At 69.9% G+C, this 17,603-nt stretch carries 13 protein-coding genes; 9 read left to right on the forward strand and 4 right to left on the reverse strand.

What is annotated here, in order from left to right; translation table 11 throughout:
• The first annotated feature begins 2 nt into the window (after positions 1 to 2).
• The 6 genes from lptB to MHA02_RS04295 all read left to right on the forward strand — a co-directional run bounded on the left by lptB (position 3) and on the right by MHA02_RS04295 (position 6,713).
• Entirely contained in the window at positions 3 to 902 is a 900-nt protein-coding gene (gene lptB, locus MHA02_RS04270; RefSeq protein WP_373318410.1) for an LPS export ABC transporter ATP-binding protein, read from the forward strand.
• 546 nt (positions 903 to 1,448) lie between these two features.
• Positions 1,449 to 3,008 (forward strand): RNA polymerase factor sigma-54, encoded by a 1,560-nt coding sequence (rpoN, locus tag MHA02_RS04275; RefSeq protein WP_147076858.1) that lies wholly within the window; start codon positions 1,449 to 1,451, stop codon positions 3,006 to 3,008.
• Between the two features lie 160 nt (positions 3,009 to 3,168).
• A complete protein-coding gene (gene hpf / locus MHA02_RS04280; RefSeq protein WP_147076860.1) occupies positions 3,169 to 3,777 on the forward strand; it encodes a ribosome hibernation-promoting factor, HPF/YfiA family in 609 nt (202 codons plus the stop codon).
• A 146-nt stretch (positions 3,778 to 3,923) separates the two neighbouring features.
• On the forward strand, positions 3,924 to 4,391 hold the full coding sequence (ptsN, locus tag MHA02_RS04285) for a PTS IIA-like nitrogen regulatory protein PtsN (protein WP_147076862.1): 468 nt from the start codon (positions 3,924 to 3,926) through the stop codon (positions 4,389 to 4,391).
• Between the two features lie 8 nt (positions 4,392 to 4,399).
• Positions 4,400 to 4,753, forward strand: a complete 354-nt coding sequence (locus MHA02_RS04290; RefSeq protein ID WP_147076864.1) for a hypothetical protein — start codon at positions 4,400 to 4,402, stop codon at positions 4,751 to 4,753.
• A gap of 91 nt (positions 4,754 to 4,844) precedes the next feature.
• Positions 4,845 to 6,713: an ABC-F family ATP-binding cassette domain-containing protein gene (locus MHA02_RS04295; protein WP_147076866.1), complete on the forward strand. Its 1,869-nt coding sequence runs from the start codon at positions 4,845 to 4,847 to the stop codon at positions 6,711 to 6,713.
• Positions 6,714 to 6,889: 176 nt separating this feature from the next.
• On the opposite strand, the gene MHA02_RS04300 is transcribed toward MHA02_RS04295, so the two are convergent.
• Positions 6,890 to 8,440 carry a porin gene (locus MHA02_RS04300; protein WP_147076868.1) on the reverse strand — a complete coding sequence of 517 codons (1,551 nt, stop codon included), beginning with the start codon at positions 8,438 to 8,440 and terminating at the stop codon, positions 6,890 to 6,892.
• Positions 8,441 to 8,853: 413 nt separating this feature from the next.
• Between MHA02_RS04300 and MHA02_RS04305 the strand changes: the two genes are divergently transcribed.
• Complete coding sequence (locus MHA02_RS04305) at positions 8,854 to 9,864, forward strand: alpha/beta fold hydrolase (protein WP_147076870.1); 1,011 nt, start codon at positions 8,854 to 8,856, stop codon at positions 9,862 to 9,864.
• A gap of 136 nt (positions 9,865 to 10,000) precedes the next feature.
• Entirely contained in the window at positions 10,001 to 11,788 is a 1,788-nt protein-coding gene (locus tag MHA02_RS04310) for a sensor histidine kinase (RefSeq protein WP_147076872.1), read from the forward strand.
• 15 nt (positions 11,789 to 11,803) lie between these two features.
• Here the strand turns inward: MHA02_RS04310 and MHA02_RS04315 are convergent, their stop codons facing one another.
• The 3 genes from MHA02_RS04315 to MHA02_RS04325 all read right to left on the reverse strand — a co-directional run bounded on the left by MHA02_RS04315 (position 11,804) and on the right by MHA02_RS04325 (position 16,919).
• A complete protein-coding gene (locus tag MHA02_RS04315; protein ID WP_147076874.1) occupies positions 11,804 to 13,036 on the reverse strand; it encodes an MFS transporter in 1,233 nt (410 codons plus the stop codon).
• 329 nt (positions 13,037 to 13,365) lie between these two features.
• Positions 13,366 to 15,696, reverse strand: coding sequence for an OmpA family protein (locus tag MHA02_RS04320; protein WP_147076876.1), 2,331 nt, complete (start codon positions 15,694 to 15,696; stop codon positions 13,366 to 13,368).
• Between the two features lie 218 nt (positions 15,697 to 15,914).
• Positions 15,915 to 16,919, reverse strand: a complete 1,005-nt coding sequence (locus tag MHA02_RS04325; protein WP_147076878.1) for a DUF2865 domain-containing protein — start codon at positions 16,917 to 16,919, stop codon at positions 15,915 to 15,917.
• Between the two features lie 152 nt (positions 16,920 to 17,071).
• Between MHA02_RS04325 and MHA02_RS04330 the strand changes: the two genes are divergently transcribed.
• The gene (locus MHA02_RS04330; RefSeq protein ID WP_147076880.1) at positions 17,072 to 17,602 is read left to right on the forward strand and encodes a CreA family protein; all 531 of its coding nucleotides are present in this window, start codon (positions 17,072 to 17,074) and stop codon (positions 17,600 to 17,602) included.
• Position 17,603: the final 1 nt, after the last annotated feature.

Here is a 17,603-nt window from a genome sequence, read left to right on the forward strand (position 1 = left end):
GCGTGACGGCCCTTCCGACAGTTCCGGCCGCGCTGCCGCTGCGTGCAGGCTCCGACGCGGGCGCCCTACCCCGCGCCGCGTCCTTCGTGCGCCGCCTGATCCGCCGCGGCGGCAAGCCCGCCGGACCGGCGCCCGAGGCCCGAGCGCTGCCGAGCGGCCCGATCGAAGCCGGCGGCGGCCCCGGCATCCTCCACGTCACCGGCCTGCGCAAGAGCTACGGCGCCCGCACCGTGGTGCACGAGGCCGGACTCACGGTACGCAACGGCGAGGCGGTCGGCCTGCTCGGCCCCAACGGCGCCGGCAAGACCACGATCTTCTACATGATCACCGGGCTGGTGCCGGCCGACCGCGGCCATATCAGCCTCGACGGCATGGAGATCACCCACCTGCCGATGTACCAGCGCGCGCGCCTCGGCATCGGCTACCTGCCCCAGGAAGCCTCGATCTTCCGCGGGCTCACGGTCGAGGACAACATCCGCGCCGTGCTCGAAGTCGCGGAGCCCAACCGCAAGGAGCGCGCCCGCAAGCTCGACTCGCTGCTGGAGGAGTTCGACATCGCGCGCCTGCGCAAGTCGCCCTCGATCGCGCTGTCCGGCGGCGAACGGCGGCGCTGCGAGATCGCCCGCGCGCTCGCCTCCTCGCCGACCTTCATCCTCCTCGACGAGCCCTTCGCCGGCATCGACCCGATCGCGGTGGGCGACATCCAGGACCTCGTCGGCCACCTCAAGCGCCGCGGCATCGGCGTGCTCATCACCGACCACAACGTCCGCGAGACGCTGGGCCTGATCGACCGCGCCTACATCGCCCATTCCGGCCGCATCCTCACCGAGGGCACGCCCGAGCAGATCGTGGCGAACCCGGATGCGCGGCGGCTGTATCTGGGCGAGGACTTTCGCCTTTGACGACCGCGGCTTCGAAGGCGGGTTTAGGCCGGTTGCCTCGGTGTTTCTCACACACGCTCGTCATTCCGGGGCCGCGTAGCGGAGCCCGGAATCCAGATCCGCCGCGTGTGCCGAACATGGCTCCGTCGGCGGCTCTGGATCCTGGGTTCGCCTGCGGCGCCCCAGGATGACGACGCGCGTGTCGTCGACCACCTGAACAGCGATGTATCGCTCGGGATCCGAGGCCCTGCGTAGGGCTCTCCGCTAACGCCTCGCGAACCAAGATCACGGCGGCCCGCACCGGTCTGCGTGGCGGCAAGCCTTTCTTGAGAGATCCGGGCGGAATCTCGCCTGCACCCGTGCTTCGTGGACGAGACGGCGGTGCCTGTGGCCGTGCTGCCGCCATGCACGGCATTCACGGTTCCACGGTACAAACACGCTTTGACGCGCGGTGCCGTTGGGTCTAAGCCTTGAAGAGTTAGAAGAAGCAAGAATTGTGCCGACAGCCGATCCGGCTCGCTCGCTGCCGGATCTCGTTCGTTCCACAACGGAGAATCGGGCTTCGCGATGAGTCTGCTGCAACGGCTCGAGATGCGTCAGGGCCAGGCCCTGGTGATGACGCCGCAGCTTCTGCAGGCGATCAAGCTGCTGCAGCTCTCGCAGCTCGATCTCGCAGCCTATGTCGATGCCGAACTCGAACGCAATCCGCTGCTGGAGCGCATCGAGGGCGAGCCGGCCTCGGCCCATGACCAACCCGAGCCGGCGGCCGAGGCCGACGTCGCCTATGACCGCGAGCCGTCGGAGCCCGGCGAGACCGAGTCGTGGCTCGCGAGCGACCTGAGCCAGAGCTCCAGCGAGATGGAGGGCGTCCTCGACACGCGCCTCGACAACGTCTTCGCCGACGAGAACCCGATGCCGCGCGAATCCGGGTCGGGCGACCAGCTCTCGCTGACGCCCGCACCCTATGGCAGCACCGGCGGCAGCTTCGACGGCGAGCTTCCCGATTTCGAGGCGAGCCTCACCGCCGAGATCTCCCTGCGCGAGCACCTCGTCGCCCAGCTCGACCTCGCGACGCGCGATCCGCAGGACCGGCTGATCGGCGGGTTCCTGATCGATGCCGTCGACGAGGCCGGCTACTTTCGCGAGTCCCTCGATCTCGTCGCCGAGCGCCTCGGCGCGCGCCTCGACCGCGTGGCGCGGGTGCTCCGGCTCGTCCAGACCTTCGATCCGCCGGGCGTCGCCGCCCGCGACCTCGCCGAATGCCTGGCAATTCAGTTGCGCGAACAAAACCGGTTCGATCCGGCGATGCAGGCGCTGGTCTCGCGCCTCGACCTCGTGGCCAAGCGCGATTTTCCCGCGCTGCGCCGGCTCTGCGGGGTCGACGACGAGGATCTCGTCGAGATGCTCTCGGAGATCCGCCGGCTCGACCCGAAGCCCGGCCGGGCCTTCGGCGCCCATGCCGTCGAGGTGCTGATCCCGGACGTGTTCGTGCGCGCCGCGCCGGACGGCTCCTGGCTGATCGAGCTGAATTCCGAGACGCTGCCGCGGGTCCTGGTCAACCAGAGCTACTATGCCCGGGTGTCGAAGGGTGCGGTTGCCGAGGGCGACAAGTCCTTCCTCTCGGAATGCCTGCAGACCGCGAACTGGCTGACCCGCTCGCTTGAGCAGCGGGCGCGCACCATCCTTAAGGTCGCCACCGAGATCGTGCGCCAGCAGGACGCGTTCTTCGTGCACGGCGTGGCGCATCTGCGCCCGCTCAACCTCAAGACGGTCGCCGAAGCCATCGGCATGCACGAGTCGACGGTCTCGCGGGTGACCTCGAACAAGTCGATCGGCACCAGCCGCGGCACGCTGGAGATGAAGTACTTCTTCACCGCCGCGATCCCCGGCGCGGCCGGAGCGGCCTCGCATTCTTCCGAGGCCGTCCGCCACCGCATCAAGCAGCTCGTCGACGCCGAGGCCGGCGACGTACTCTCCGACGACGCCCTGGTGCAGCGCCTGCACGGCGAGGGTATCGAGATCGCCCGGCGCACGGTGGCGAAGTACCGCGAATCCCTGCGGATTCCCTCCTCGATCGAGCGCCGCCGCGAGCGCTCGGCGCAGGTCGCGTCGCACACGGCGCATTGAGCCCGGTGGCCGAGCCTGCGGAGGCTGGTGCCGGCCACCGGGGCCGGGGCGGGAAGAGCCGATGGACCGTCGGATCCCCGACCGATCCGGCTCCACCTCCGTTTGACTCGGGCTCGCGCCCTTCCTAACTCTGATCGACTTTGGTCGATCGGAGACGTTCATGGCGGGTCTGCGGGTTACGGGTCACGGCGTCGACCTCGGCGAGGCGCTGCGTGGCCGCGTCGACGACCGAATGGCCGCCACGCTCTCGAAGTACCTCGACAGCCACATGAGCGGCTCCTGCACGGGCCACGTCACGCTCCGGCGCGACGGCACCGGCTATCGCACCGATTGCGTCCTGCACCTCGTCTCGGGGCTGACCCTGGAAGCCTCCGGCGGCGCCCACGACCCCTACGCGAGCTTCGAGCAGACCGCCGACAAACTCGAGAAGCGCCTGCGCCGCTACAAGCACCGCCTCAAGGACCACGGCGCGGCGAACCACAACGGCGGCCGCAGCCCGGCGGATATCGAGGCGGCCTATGCCGTCATCGCCGCACCGCCGGACGAGGAGCACGACGAGCTCCCCTCCGAGGAGGAGGCGCACCCGCCCGTCGTCGCCGAGAGCACCAAGACCCTGCGGCGGCAGTCCGTCAGCGAGGCCGTGACCGCCCTCGACCTCACCGGCGCGCCCGTCGTGGTCTTCGTTCACGCTGGCACCGGCCGCATCAACGTCGTATACCGGCGTGGTGACGGCGCGATCGGTTGGGTCGATCCGCCGGACCGGGCCTGATCGGGGCGACGTCCCCGCTCTCGCCGAGGAACGCCGCCGCGAGGCGGCCGATTGAAGATCGGGGCTTTTGGCGCATTCGGTGCCGGCCCCACCGCTCGGGACTGGATCTCCGGTCCCGGGTTTCGTCGATGGGACAACGGTCCTTCATGCCAGTTCTGGAATTCCTGAGTCCGGATTCGGTGATCCCGAATCTGAGGGCACGGGCCAAGAAGCAGATCCTGCTGGAGCTCGCGGCGCAGGCCGCCCGCCGGCTCCCCCTCCTCGACGAGCGCGAGATCTTCGAGACGCTCCTGCAGCGCGAACGGCTCGGCTCCACCGGCATCGGCGACGGCGTCGCCATTCCCCATGGCAAGCTCGCCCAGCTCGACCGCCTGTTCGGGCTGGTGGCGCGGCTGGAGAAGCCCACGGATTTCGAGGCGCTCGACGGCCAGGGGGTCGACGTCGTGTTCCTCCTGCTCGCCCCCGAGAATGCGGGCGCGGACCACCTGAAGGCGCTGGCCCAGGTGGCGCGCATCCTGCGCGAACCCGGCATCCTAGAGCGCATCCGCAATGCCCGCGACGGCAATGCGCTCTACGCGCTGCTGACCAACCGGTCGGCCTCGCAGGCGGCGTGATCGAGAGGATGGGGGCATCCTTGGCAGGACGAAGCAGACATCCGATCGCGAGCCTTTTGGCGATCGGTCTGGTCGCGGGCACGGCATCGTTCGCCCGGGCTCAGGGCGAGGCGGCCTGCGCCCGCGACGTCCTCATCGCGAATTCGATGCAGCGCCAGGCGCTCGACCAACTCGAAGGGGCCGGTGACGACCAGGCCGGGCAGTGCCGCGTCTGGCGTCGCCACGTCGACACGATGCGGCGCATCGCCGGCGTCTACGGCCGCTGCCTGTCGGGCCCCGAGCGCAAGGAAAAGCTCGCCCAGGTCCAGGGCTCCGAGAGCGAATTCGGCGGCCTCGTGCGCAGCCGCTGCAAGGGTCTCTGAGCGAAGCGGCGACGCGGCTTTCCCGGGCGTCGCCACCTGCCCCCCGCCGCCGCCCCTTGCACCCGACGCCCGTGCCCCTCAGAACGCGCCCATGCTGCGCGTCAACGACCTCTCCTACCGCATCGGCGAACGGCTGATCCTCGATGCGGCGACCTTCGCGATTCCCGATGGGGCGCGCGTCGGGCTCGTCGGCCGCAACGGTGCGGGCAAGACCACGCTGTTTCGCGCGATCCTGGGCGAGCTGCCGGTCGATGGAAAGTCGGTGTCGATGCCGAAGGGCATGCGCATCGGCGCGGTGGCGCAGGAGGCGCCGGCCGGCCCCGAAACCCTGCACGCGGTCGTGCTCGCGGCGGACACGGAGCGCTCGCGCCTGATGGCCGAGGCCGAGGGGGCCGACGGCATCCGACGGGCCGAGATCGAGACGCGGCTGGTCGATATCGGCGCGCATTCGGCGCCGGCCCGCGCGGCGGCGATCCTGCACGGCCTCGGCTTCGATGCGGCGGCGCAAGGACGGCCCTGCGCCGACTTCTCCGGCGGCTGGCGCATGCGCGTGGCGCTCGCCGCCGTGCTGTTCTCCGAGCCCGACCTTCTGCTGCTCGATGAGCCGACGAACTATCTCGACATCGAGGGCACGATCTGGCTCTACGACTATCTGGAGCGCTATCCGCGCACCGCGATCATCATCAGCCACGACCGCGACCTGCTCGACGAATGCGTCGACCACATCCTGCATCTCGACCGGGGCAAGCTCACGATCTACCGCGGCGGCTACACCAGCTTCGCCCGGCAGCTCTCGGAGAAGCGCGTGCTGCAGGCCAAGGCCAAGGCGAAGCAGGACGTCGAGCGGGCGCATCTCCAGAGCTTCGTCGACCGCTTCAAGGCCAAGGCGACCAAGGCCCGGCAGGCGCAATCGCGCATGAAGCGCCTCGCCAAGATGGAGCCGATCGCGGCGCTCCTCGAAGACGACGTGCCGGTGATCCACCTGCCGAGCCCGGAACGCCCGCTCTCGCCGCCGATCGTCGCCATGGAGCGGGTGCAGGCGGGCTACGGCGAGCGCGTGGTGCTGTCGGGCCTCAACCTCAGCCTCGCTCCGGATGATCGCGTCGCGCTGCTCGGCGCCAACGGCAACGGCAAGTCGACCTTCTGCAAGCTGATCGGCGGACGGATGCCGCCGCTCTCGGGCGAGATGAAGCGCTCCTCCAAGATGGAGGTGGCGTATTTCGCGCAGCACCAGCTCGACGAGCTGCGGCCCGCCGAGAACGCGGTGGCCCATGTCCGCGACCTGATGCCGGACGCCCCCGAGGCCCGCGTGCGCTCGGCCGCCGCCCGGCTCGGCTTCCCGGCCTCCAAGGCCGACACCCCGGTCGAGAAGCTCTCGGGGGGCGAGAAGGCGCGGCTGCTGATGGGGTTGGCTGCTTTTGCCGGACCCCACCTCCTCATCCTCGACGAGCCCACCAACCACCTCGACATCGAGAGCCGGCAGGCGCTGGTCGAAGCGATCAACGATTACGAGGGGGCGGTCATCCTGGTGAGCCACGACCGCTTCCTGATCGAGGCCTGCGCCGACCGGCTCTGGATCGTCGCCGACGGCTCGGTGAGGAATTTCGACGGCGACATGGACGATTATCGCCGCCTCGTCCTCGCCGGCCCGGAGCGCGCCGAGGACCGCTCGGCGGAGAGCGCCGGCGGGAAGCAGGCCGAGGCCCGCCGCTCCGCCGTCGAGCGCCGCGCCACGCTCGCGCCGCTCCGCAAGAAGCTGGAGGCGACCGAGGCGCGCATGCAGAAGCTCTCGGCCGCCATCGGCAAGATCGACGCGGCCCTCGGCGACGGCACGGCCTTCCTCAAGGACGCCGCCAAGGCCGGCGAGCTCGCGAAGATGCGCGCAGACGCGGCCACCGCGCTGGAGCGCGCGGAGGAGGAATGGCTGGACTTGAGCACGGAGATCGAGGCGGCGGCGTGAATCGCCGCATCCGATCCGGGTTCGCGCGCACTGGTGTCGAATCCCGCCGTCATTGCGAGCCGAAGGCGAAGCAAGCCAGGGCCGCTACCCGGACGTTGCGGTCCTGGCCCTGGGTTGCTTCGCTGCGCTCGCAATGACGGAAGCGGGTCCGATCGCCGGTCGAGCCCGGACGCCGATCAATAATTGATCTGCAGCTGACCTCGAAAAATGTCGCCCTCGGCGCGGCCGAAGCGGCGTTCGTCGGCTTCGCGGCGGCGCATCTTGGCGTAGGCGATGGTCAGCTCGACCTGCTTGATCGGCTGGAATTCGAGGCCGACTTCGAGCTCGTCGGTCTCTAGCCGCGGCGTGTTGGTGCCGACCTTCCAGCCGCCGTCGTAATGCTGGGCGCGGATGTAGGGGTAGAACGGGCCCACCGGCGAGTCGTCGACCTTGTACATCGCCTGGATGTAGCCGCCTTCGAGCCCCTTGCTCTGGATCGTCCGGGTGGCGACGTCGAATTCCGGTCCGACGCCCCAGTTCCATTCGGCCTGGATGCCGAAGGGCTGCGGGTACAGGATCGCGTGGAGGCCGAGGCGCGCATCCTCGAAATCCGTGGTGCCGATGGCGGTCGTCGTGCCGGCGCGGACCTCGGGCCGGAACCGGTTGTGATAGGCCGAGGCGCCGAGTTCGAGCACCTGGCCCTTGGCCCAGCCGCCGAGCCCGTCGAGTTCGAACGGCCAGGTCACCATGCCGGCGACCATCAGGCTGTCGTTCTGCTCCACCCGGTTGATGGTCTGGCCGTTGTAGATGCCGACGCCGAAGGCGCCGTAATTGCCGAACAGCTTCTGGCCGCCCTTGGCGAGGCGGTCCCAGATCGCCTGGACGTGCCACGGCGTGTAATAGGCGGTGATGCCGATGTCGCGCTCGCCGGGGATCGCGCTGTTGATCGCGTCCGAGCGGTCGAGCGTCAGGCGGTTCTGCGAGGATTGCAGGTTCTCCCAGCCGTAGGGCACCTTCTGCTGGCCGAAGCGCAGCTTGGTCCGGCGCTCGTCGTCGAGGAAGACGTCGGCGAAGGCGTCGCGCAGCTGCGCGAAGTGCAGGCGCTGCTCGGAGCCGGCCTGATTGTTCACGCTGACCGCGAAATCGGGCTGCAGGTAGAGGAAGACGCGCTCGTGGATGTCGCCCTGGATGATCAGGCGCACCCGGCGGAAGGTGAAGTTGTTCTTGTCGGTGATGCCGCCGTCATGGACGGAGCGCAGGCGCGATAGGCCAGCCGGCGCGGAGCGGTCGCCGGCGATGAACTCGTTGCCGCGCAGCTGGGTGTAGCCGCGGATCTGGATCCGCTCGAACCAGGTCTTTGGCCTGCCGTCCGGCTTGTCGACCAGCGGGTCGTAGTCCGGCGGCACGATCGCGGGCCACCAGGTCTCCGGGTCCTCGATGACGAAGGGGTGCTCGGCGGCGTGTTCGGCGGCGGTCTTTTGGTGTTTCGGCGGCGAAACCGCCGACACCACTGGCCGTCCGGCGGCCGGGACGGTGCCGGCATCGGTGTTCCGGGCGGTCAGGACCATGCCCCGGGGCCCGCGACGCGGGGCGGCCGCCTGTCGCGTGTTGGCGGCCTGCGCGGCGACGAGCGCCTTCAGCTCGTTGATCTGCTTCTGCAGCTCCGCGACCGTCTGCGCCTGGGCGCCGGCGGACGGCAGCGTCAGGGCGCTCAGGCCCAGCGTCGCCGCAAAGATGTGCTGTTTCATCGCTCGGTCTTTCTTCGGCTAACCTTGGAACCTGCGCGACAGAGCAGGTGAATGCCGCGCCGCGTCTGATGCCGGCACCGAAGATCGCGGTTGCAAGCATTCATGGCGGCCAACTAGCATTGCGGCCGGAACCGAGAAAGTGGACTCAGAGTTGTTCGGAGTGTGTGTCTCATCGAAACCATAGTGATTTTGATCGATATAGTGCGGAATCGATCTAAGTAATCGTATTCGATGTCGTAAGCTCGTCATAATGCTTTTGTGTAGGGATTATGACGTGCGGATAACCGTGGAGGTCCGTGCCGGACGGGCGCCGAAGTGGCGGAGCTCGGCATCGCCTGGAGCCGTTGCCGGCGCGGGCGGCACAAACCTCCGGCTCCGGCGTTGTCGCGCGATCTCCGCCACGCGAGCCAGCCATGCGCGAAACGCCGAACCGCCGATTCACCCGGTCAGCAGGACCCGCCGCCAAGGCGCTCGCCCTGTTGCCGCTGGCGGCCGCCGGCGCCTGGATCGCGGCGAGCCACCTCCGGCGGAACCGGCCGGCCCTGCCGCCGGCCCTGTCGGGCCGCCGACGCGTGTTGCGCACCAAGGCCGGCGCGGTGAGCTTCTACGCCTCCGACACGCGGGCCGGCGTGCCGCTTCTGCTGATCCACTCGGTCAACGCCGCCGCCAACGCCTACGAGGTCCGGCCGCTCTACGAGCATTATCGCACGCGCCGTCCGGTCTACGCCCTCGACCTGCCGGGCTTCGGCTTCTCGGAGCGCTCGGACCGGAGCTACACGCCGCGCCTGATGACCGATGCGATCCACGCCATCACGGCCGAGATCCGCAACCGGCACGGCGGCCCGGCGATCGACACCCTCGCCCTGTCGCTGCCGAGCGCCTACCTCGCCCGTGCCGCGCTCGAGCGCCCCTCCGACTATGCCAGCCTCGCGATGATCAGCCCGCCGGGCTTCGACGACCGGCTCTCGGGCTTCGGGCCGGACGGCTGCGACCGCCGAAAGCCGCTGGCGCGCGAGATCGTCGGCTTCCCGCTCTGGGGGCGCCCGCTCTTCGACGCCCTCGTGAGCCGGCCGAGCATGCGCTACTTCCTGGAGCGGACCTGGGGCTCGAAGGATATCGACGAGGGCCTGCTCGAATACGACCAGCTCTCCGTGCGCCAGCCCGGCGCCGAATACGCACCGTTCTCGTTCCTGTCCGGCTATCTGTTCCCCACCGACGTCACCCGGCTCTACGAAAAACTGCGGCTGCCGGTCTGGATGCTGCGCGGGGCGCGCGGCGACTTCGTCGATTACGACCGGATCGGCGAGGCGGTGGCCCGGCCGAACTGGACGGTGCGGCGGCTCCCCACCGGCGCCTTCCCGCACTTCGAAGACGGGAAAGCGGTTTTCCAACTCTACGATGATTTCCTGCGCCGGATCGGCTGAGCTCCGGCGGTCGCGCAACCTATGGGGCGCTGTATTCCTGCACCGCCCGAGCGAATTCCGGAGGTGGTGACTTGCTGGCGCTCGGTTGTCTCATGATGATCGAACGCGAATCGCTTCATGCGGGCAGGATGCGATCATGCGTGAAGTCATGGGAGGCCGCATCCGGCAGACGGACAGCGCCGTCGGGGTCTTGCGTCTTCTGCTGATCCTGTCGCTGACCGGTCCGATGGTGGTTCTCGCCTTCGTGACGTTTCAGGGCCGGACGCTGTTACTCGACAATGCGACGAACCGTACCACCCGCATGGCGGAGCTCCTGGCGCAGCAGGTCTCGTCGGCCTTCGACGGCTACAACGTCGCCCTGAGCCGGATCGAAGAACATCTCGTGCACAGCGAGGGCGCCTTTCAGGAGCAGCCGCTGCACGAATACCTCGCCGAGATCGACCGGGACATGAGTACCGTCGACGGCCTCGTGATCGTGGGCGAGGACGGGAAGGCCCTCGCCCACAGCCGGTATTTCCCGGTTCCCAAGACCTATATCGGCGACCGCGACTACATCCGGAGCGTGACGGCCGCGCCCGAGGTCGATGCCGCCGGGCGCGACAGCCACGTCCTGCTCCAGGGCCGGGATGGCCTCACGCTCGGCCTGCCCGTGCGCAGCCGCTTCTCGCAGAAGGTCGTGCTGCCGGCCTCCCGGGCGCGACGCGACCTCACGGGCCAGATCGCCGGCACCTTCATCGTCTCGATCTCGCAACGCTACTTCGAGGACTTTTTCCGTGCTCTCGCGCTGACGCCGAGCGACCGGGTGGCGCTGGTCCGGGCGGATTCGCGCGTACTGGTTCAGATTCCGGCGTCACCCGGCCGTCCGTCGATCGACCCGCAGGAGACCGGCACCCTCGACGCCGTTGCCCTTGCCGCGAACGACGCGAACCTCGCGCGCCGCCTCGACGAGGGCACGATCGACTACGTCTCGCCCCTCGACGACGCGCGGCGGATCTCGGGCTTCCGCAAGGTCGACGGCTACCCGATCTATGTCGAAGTGGGCTTCGCCGTCGACGGCGTCCTGACGCCGTGGCGGCGGCAGGCGGCGATCAACCTCGTCATCGCGGTGCTCGCCACCCTCGTGCTGTTCACCGTCACCCGACTCGCCCTCCGGAAGACGCGCGACGAGGCCGCGATGCACGGGCTGATGCTCGCGGAGGCGCGTCAGCGCATCGAAGCGGAATCGGCCCTGCGGCAGGCGCAGAAGATGGAGGCGCTCGGCCAGCTCACCGGCGGCATCGCCCACGACTTCAACAACCTGCTCAACATCGTCCTGGTGAACCTCGAACTGGCGGCCAAGCGTTTGGGCGACCGCCAGGGACCCGATCTCGATCGGCTCGACGGCTACGTGAAGAGCGCCACGCAGGGCGCCGAGCGCGGCGTCGCACTGACCCGGCGGCTGCTCGCCTTCGCCCACCGCCAGGAGGTGGCGCCCGGCCCCGTGAAGATCCCGGACCTCGTGACCGGGCTCGTCGACCTCCTGGGGCAGGCGGCCGGGGCGCGGGTGCGGATCACCCTCGACACGCCGCGGGGCCTGCCCGCCGTCCTCGCCGATCCGAACGAGCTCGAGACGGCGCTCCTCAACCTCGTGGTCAACGCCCGCGACGCCATGCCGGAGGGCGGTCGCATCCACATCGCCGTGCGGGAGGACGGCACCTCACCCCGTCACCTCGTCCTCTCGGTGAAGGATACGGGCTGCGGCATGGACGCAGCGATGCTCACGCGCGTCACCGAGCCGTTCTTCACCACCAAGGAGCTCGGCAAGGGCTCCGGCCTCGGCCTCGCCATGGTCGAGCGCTTCGCCACCCAATCCGGGGGACGCCTGACGCTGGAGAGCCGCCCCGGCCAGGGTACGACCGTGGAGATTTTCTTGCCGGTGGCGTGAGCGCAACGCGGCGCCTTACGCCTTCGGGATCTCGGCTGCGATCAACTCGGGCAGGGGCGGCAGCCGCGAGAGCCGGATCGCGATCAGGAGGGCCAGAACGTAGAGCCCCCCGAAGAAGCCGGCCACGCCCGGCCAGCCGGCATGGGCGAAGAACCAGCCCCCCGTGGTGCCGAGCACGGAGGAGCCGAGATAGTACAGGCACAGGTAGATCGAGGAGGCCTGGGCGCGGTCGGTCATGGCGCGCCGGCCGATCCAGCTCGACGCCACCGAATGCGCGCCGAAGAAGCTGATCGTGATGACGACGATGCCGGCGATGATCGCGATCAGATTGTCGGACAGCGTCAGCCCGATGCCGCCGAGGCCGAGCAGGATCGCGAGCCACAGCACCTTGCGCCGCCCGAGCCGGCTCGCGATCTCGCCGGTGATCGCCGAACTCGCCGTGCCGGCGAGGTAGACCACGAAGATCGCGCCGATGGCGGTCTGGCTCAGCGAGAACGGCGGTTCGAGCAGGCGGAAGCCGACGTAGTTGTAGACGCAGACGAACCCGCCCATCAGCAGGAAGGACTCGGCGAACAGCCAGGGCAGCCCGGCATCGTTGAAATGATGCCCGAAGCTTGCCGGCACCTCGCGCCAGCGCATCCGGTGCGCTTTGAAGTGTCGCGAGGCGGGCAGGGCAAACTGGAAGGCGACGGCCGCCAGGAGCGCCAGCACGCCGATCAGCCCCAGTCCCAGCCGCCAAGAGGCGTGGTCGGCGATGATGCCGGCCAAGAGCCGTCCGACCATGCCGCCGAGCGCGTTGCCGCCGATCAGGAGGCCCATGGACAGGCCGATGGCGCGGCCATGCATCTCCTCGCCGAGATAGGCCATGGCCACCGCCGGCAGCCCGCTCGCGGCAATGCCCGTCAGCGCGCGCAGCAGCAGGAAGCCGTGCCAGCTCGGCATCATCACGGCGGCGATGGTGAGGAGGGCGGAGGCGAACAGCGAGACCGCCATCACCGGCTTGCGGCCGATGACCTCGGAGAGGGGGCTGACGATCAGCAGGGAAACCGCCAGCGTCGCACAGGGCAGCGACAGGGCGAGGCTGCTCTCGGCCGGCGAGACGTGGAAGGCGTCGGCAAAGACCGGCATCAGCGGTTGCACGCCGTAGAGTACGGCGAAGGTCGAAAACCCGGCGGCGAAGAGGGCCAGGGTGGTGCGGCGGAAGTCCGGCGTCCCGGCCTCGATCAACCGGTGGGGCGCCTCGTCCATCGTTTTCGGCCGTCCTGTTCCTGTCGCGGCGGCGAGGATCCCCCACCAATACCCCCTCGTCCCAAGGTGCCCGCGTGAGCGGGTCTCGAAGGAGGGCCCCAGACATCGCAGGGCTGGCTGGAGCCCTCCCTCGAGGCCTCCGCTTCGCTCCGGCACCTCGGGATGCGGGGTGTTGGTGGGATAGGTCTTCCGGCGTTGCGGGCGCCTACCGCTAAACTGGCCTCTCATATCCGCACGATCAGGGGAGCGCGCACAAGGCGGACCCGCCATTGCCGCATGCCCCCTCAAACGAGACCGGCCCGCATCTCTGCGGGCCGACGATCGTTCGTTCAGCGCGGCGGTGCCGGCGGCGGCGGTGCCTGCTGATCCGCCTGTTGCTGGAGCAGCGGCGTGATCCGGCGGACGGTGACGCGGCGGTTCTCGCGGTTGGCGTCCTGGGTGTTCACCTTCAGGTACTGCTCGCCGTAGCCCTGGGTGGTCAGGTTCTCGGGCGGCACCTGGAAGGATTGCGTCAGGATCGTCGCCACCGACTGAGCGCGGCGGTCGGAGAGCGAGAGATTGTCGACGTCGGCGCCCACCGCATCGGTATAGCCCTCGATCAGGAACACCTCCTGCGGGTTGGCCTGGACCGTCTGGTTGATCGCGTCGGCGATGTTCTTGAGCTGCCGCCCCTGTTCCGGCGTCACCGTGAACGATCCCGAATCGAAGGTGATCGTATTGATGTCGACGCTCGGCATGCGGGCGCGCAGCTGCGGGCTGTAGCGCACCTGATCGAGCGTGTAGCGGCGGTCGATCGCCATCACTGGCGGGGCCGAGAGAGCCCCGTACACGGCGCGGGCATCGGCCCGCTCGTAATCGACGACATAGCGGTCGCGCGGGATGCGGATGTCCGGTGGGGGCAGGTCGACCACGTCGTCGTAGATCGGGCGCGGGCCGCCGGGGCCGTAGCTGTTGTTGATCAGGATGACCTCGCGGCCGTCGCGGAAGCGGCGCGAGCGGCGCACGAGCCGACCGTCGTCGTCGACGATGGTGATGATCTGTTCGCCGCCCGGACGGTCGACATAGCTGTAGGTTTCGCTGCCGCGACGCTCGCTGCGATAGCCGCGCCGGTCGAGATCGCGGAAGCGCTCGTTCTCGTCGTGGCGGATGTAGTAGTTGTCGCGGTCGCGCACGATGATGCGGCCGGGCTCGCGATAGTAGCTGCGCCCGTCGACTTCGTATTCGCGGCGGTCACGCCGAACCCGGTCGTAATCGCGGATGTCGTCGTCCTCGCGGCTGTCGCGGAAGCCTCCGGGGATGTAGCCGGGGCGTCCGGGTGCGTTGAAATTGTCGCGCGGGCCGCCGCCACGACGATCGTAGCCGTCGCGGCGATCGTCGTCGTTGCGGCCGTCGCGCCGGTCGCCATCGCGTCGGTCGCTGTCGCTGCGGCCATCCCGGCGATCGTTGTCGAGGCCGGGACCGCGGCGGTCCCCGTCACGACCGGCTGCGCCCGGTTGCTGCCCCGGCTGGAGCTGGTTCTGCTGCAGCGTGTTCGGCTGCTGGCCCGGCGGCACCTGCCCCGGCTGAGCCGGATTGGGCTGGACTTGCCCGGGACCGGGCTGGCCCGGCTGCCGCCGCTGGTTCGGATCCTGGCCCGGCGCTGCGCCCAGCTCGCCTCCAGGCGCAACACCCGGCTGACCGGGCGCGGTACCCGGCTGTACGGTGTTGGGCTGCTGGCCCGGCGGCGTGAACGGACGGCCCGGCACGCCGGGACGCTGGTTCGGGGCGGCATTCGGAGCCGCGCCCGGCGGCGTGCCCGGTGGCGTCGCCGCGTTCGGTTGGGCCGGCTGCTGGCGGTTCTGCGGCGCAGGCGCCTGCGGATCGGCCGGACGGCCGGGCTGTGTCGTCGTCGGAGGAGCGGCGGCCGGGGGCGTCGGTGCGTCCGGGGCACGGCGCTGGGCGGGCGTGGGAGCCGTCTGCGGCTGTGCGGCAGGCGGCGTCGCCGGCGCGGTCGGGCGCGTCGGTGCGGTCCGCGTCGGCTCCTCGCTCGACGGAGGGGTCGGCCGCGTCGGCTGGGCGGGTGCGGTGGGACGCTCGGGCGCCTCGCGCCCTGCGGGGGCCTGACGCGGCTCGGGCCGCTCGCGCGCAGCCGGCGGTGTCGTCGGCTCGGGACGTTCGCGAGCGGCAGGCGCCTGACGGGGTTCCGGACGCTCGCGCGCCGCTGGTGGCGTTGCCGGCTCCGGGCGTTCGCGGGCAGCCGGTGCCTGACGGGGTTCGGGGCGCTCACGCGCGGCCGGCGGCTCCGGCCGTTCACGGGCGGCGGGTGCCTGACGCGGCTCGGGGCGCTCGCGTGCCGCAGGTGCCTCGGGACGTTCGCGAACGGCCGGGGCCTCCGGCCGTTCACGGGCGGCAGGCGCCTGACGCGGCTCGGGTCGCTCGCGGGCCGCCGGGGCTTCCGGACGCTCGCGCGCCGCCGGCCCGCCACCGCCGCGCTCCGGACCACCGCCGCCACCACGCGGGCCGCCGCCGCCGCCGCGTCCGGCCGGGCCATCCTCACCGAGCTGTGCCAGTTCCATCCGGGCGGATGGAGCTTCGCCGGCGGAGCGTGCCCAGGACGGCGCGTTCAGAATCAGCGCCGGCAGAATCGTGCCGGTCAGAAGCAGCGAGCGGGTCATCCGCATTCAGTCACCTTCGTCCAAAGCCGTCGAAACCCGATCGGGGCTTCCGAACGGTGTCCGTGCGATATGGTTCCGAATTCGAAGGCGTCAAATCGCGGGAGGCCTCGGCCCGATGCGGGTGAGCCGGATCGCGAGCCGAAGACATGTCGTCGTTTTAGGGGCTTGGCTCCGCGTCGGCGGGTGCGGCCGGGCGTGTCCGATTAAGGCCATGCGACCGGCCCTCAAGGCGCGCCGGTGCGGGCCGGGACCGGAATCATCGACGGCTCGATCACCCGGACGTTCGTGCGGTCCTGGTTCGCCTTGGCCACGGCGAGTGCGGCATCGACCGGGCCGGCCGTGCCAGTGGCCGCGACGTCGGGTCCGGTGCGGCTGGCTGCGTCGGCCGCGAGTTCGGCGGCGGTCTTGTCGGCCCGGCCGACCAGGGTCAGACGCACCTTCGGCGGCCGCGACAGGCGTTCCGCCTGCATCGGCGTCACGAAGATGTCGCCCTTGTGCCGGACCAGCATGCTCTCGGCCTTGGCGAGCGACTGCGCCCAACTCTGGCCCTCGCGCTTGCAGGAGCAGTTCGGCTCGAAGCTCGTGCGGAACTTGAAGGCGGTCTTCAGCGCCGCGTAGGCGCGGCTGCCCTTGATGGTGGCCGCCGAGCGCAGGCCCTCGTCGCTGTTCGGCATCGAATAGGCGACGGCCTCGGTGCCCGGGCACAGCGCCTGGCACATCTCGTCCGCCCCGCTGCGCCCGTCCGGCAGGTTGTTCATCGGGAAATACGAGCCGTCGCAGGTCTTGACGCAGATCACCTTGGCGCCGCCGCGCGCCGTCTGCGAGACCGGATCGCCGTCGACCGGCATGTTCGGATCGGTGCACGCGGTGCCGATCGCCGCCATGAGCTGACGCCGGCGCGCCGCGACGACCTCGCCGTTCTGCGCGCCGTAGCCGGCATTGAGCGCGCGGATGCGCTGCTCGACGGCGCCGCATTGGGGTGGGCGCGTGTCGAAGAACAGGAACTTGCCGCCCTCGCAGTTGAGGGAGCGGAAATAGGATTCGAGCCGGCCGATCTCGCTCTGCAGGGCGCGTTGCGTGGCGCCGTTGTCGTTCAAGCTCGCGAGTTCGGCCTTGTAGCGCTGGCAGGCGAAGGGGTTCGCGGAAGCCGGCAGGGCCGCGCCGAGGGCGAGCACGCCCAGCGCTACGGCGGCGACGCGTCGGCGAAAAATCGGGGCGATCAGCGGCATGGTGAGAACGCGATGCGTGTCACGGGAGGGCGATGTCCGGCTCTTGGGAATCGGGGCGCGGCCGTGTCGACTGCCGGACAGGATAGACCCCCTCGCGCGGCGGCGACAGACACACCACATCCGTGCGGCCGAGTTTGGAGGGGAATGGTGCGATGATGTGGCGAACGGGCACCATGCGGTGCGGACTGGCCCTGCTCGGGGCGCTGGCTCTGGCGGGCGCGACGGTACCGGCGCGAGCGGAAGACCCCGACCGGATCTTCGACAAGTCGACGGTCTGGCGGCCGCTGACGCCGAACGACAAGCTCGTCGTCTACGGCATCGACGACCCGGTCGTGAGCGGCGTCGCCTGCTGGTACACGCAGCCGGAGAAGGGCGGGATCAAGGGCACGCTCGGGCTGGCCGAGGACGTCTCCGACATCTCGCTCGCCTGTCGGCAGACCGGGCCGGTGGTGTTCAAGGAGAAGTTCAAACAGGGCGAGGTGGTGTTCAGCGAGCGCCGCTCGCTGATCTTCAAGTCGATGCAGATCGTGCGCGGCTGCGACGCGAAGCGCAACACGCTGATCTACATGGTCTATTCGGACCGGGTGATCCAGGGCTCGCCGAAGAACTCGACCTCGGCGGTGCCGCTGATGCCGTGGGGGACGGAGCCGTCGCAGAAGTGCGGGGATTTTGCGAAGGGGTAAC

It is taken from the genome of Methylobacterium haplocladii (genome assembly GCF_007992175.1).
Taxonomy (GTDB): Bacteria; Pseudomonadota; Alphaproteobacteria; order Rhizobiales; family Beijerinckiaceae; genus Methylobacterium; species Methylobacterium haplocladii.

What these genes read in the sequence shown, in the direction of transcription:
- rpoN (WP_147076858.1), top strand. Translation starts at nt 1,449, where the DNA reads ATGAGTCTGCTGCAACGGCTCGAGATGCGTCAGGGCCAGGCCCTGGTG.
- hpf (WP_147076860.1), top strand. Translation starts at nt 3,169, where the DNA reads ATGGCGGGTCTGCGGGTTACGGGTCACGGCGTCGACCTCGGCGAGGCG.
- ptsN (WP_147076862.1), top strand. Translation starts at nt 3,924, where the DNA reads ATGCCAGTTCTGGAATTCCTGAGTCCGGATTCGGTGATCCCGAATCTG.
- MHA02_RS04290 (WP_147076864.1), top strand. Translation starts at nt 4,400, where the DNA reads ATGGGGGCATCCTTGGCAGGACGAAGCAGACATCCGATCGCGAGCCTT.
- MHA02_RS04295 (WP_147076866.1), top strand. Translation starts at nt 4,845, where the DNA reads ATGCTGCGCGTCAACGACCTCTCCTACCGCATCGGCGAACGGCTGATC.
- MHA02_RS04300 (WP_147076868.1), bottom strand. Translation starts at nt 8,440, where the DNA reads ATGAAACAGCACATCTTTGCGGCGACGCTGGGCCTGAGCGCCCTGACG.
- MHA02_RS04305 (WP_147076870.1), top strand. Translation starts at nt 8,854, where the DNA reads ATGCGCGAAACGCCGAACCGCCGATTCACCCGGTCAGCAGGACCCGCC.
- MHA02_RS04310 (WP_147076872.1), top strand. Translation starts at nt 10,001, where the DNA reads ATGCGTGAAGTCATGGGAGGCCGCATCCGGCAGACGGACAGCGCCGTC.
- MHA02_RS04315 (WP_147076874.1), bottom strand. Translation starts at nt 13,036, where the DNA reads ATGGACGAGGCGCCCCACCGGTTGATCGAGGCCGGGACGCCGGACTTC.
- MHA02_RS04320 (WP_147076876.1), bottom strand. Translation starts at nt 15,696, where the DNA reads ATGCGGATGACCCGCTCGCTGCTTCTGACCGGCACGATTCTGCCGGCG.
- MHA02_RS04325 (WP_147076878.1), bottom strand. Translation starts at nt 16,919, where the DNA reads ATGCCGCTGATCGCCCCGATTTTTCGCCGACGCGTCGCCGCCGTAGCG.
- MHA02_RS04330 (WP_147076880.1), top strand. Translation starts at nt 17,072, where the DNA reads ATGATGTGGCGAACGGGCACCATGCGGTGCGGACTGGCCCTGCTCGGG.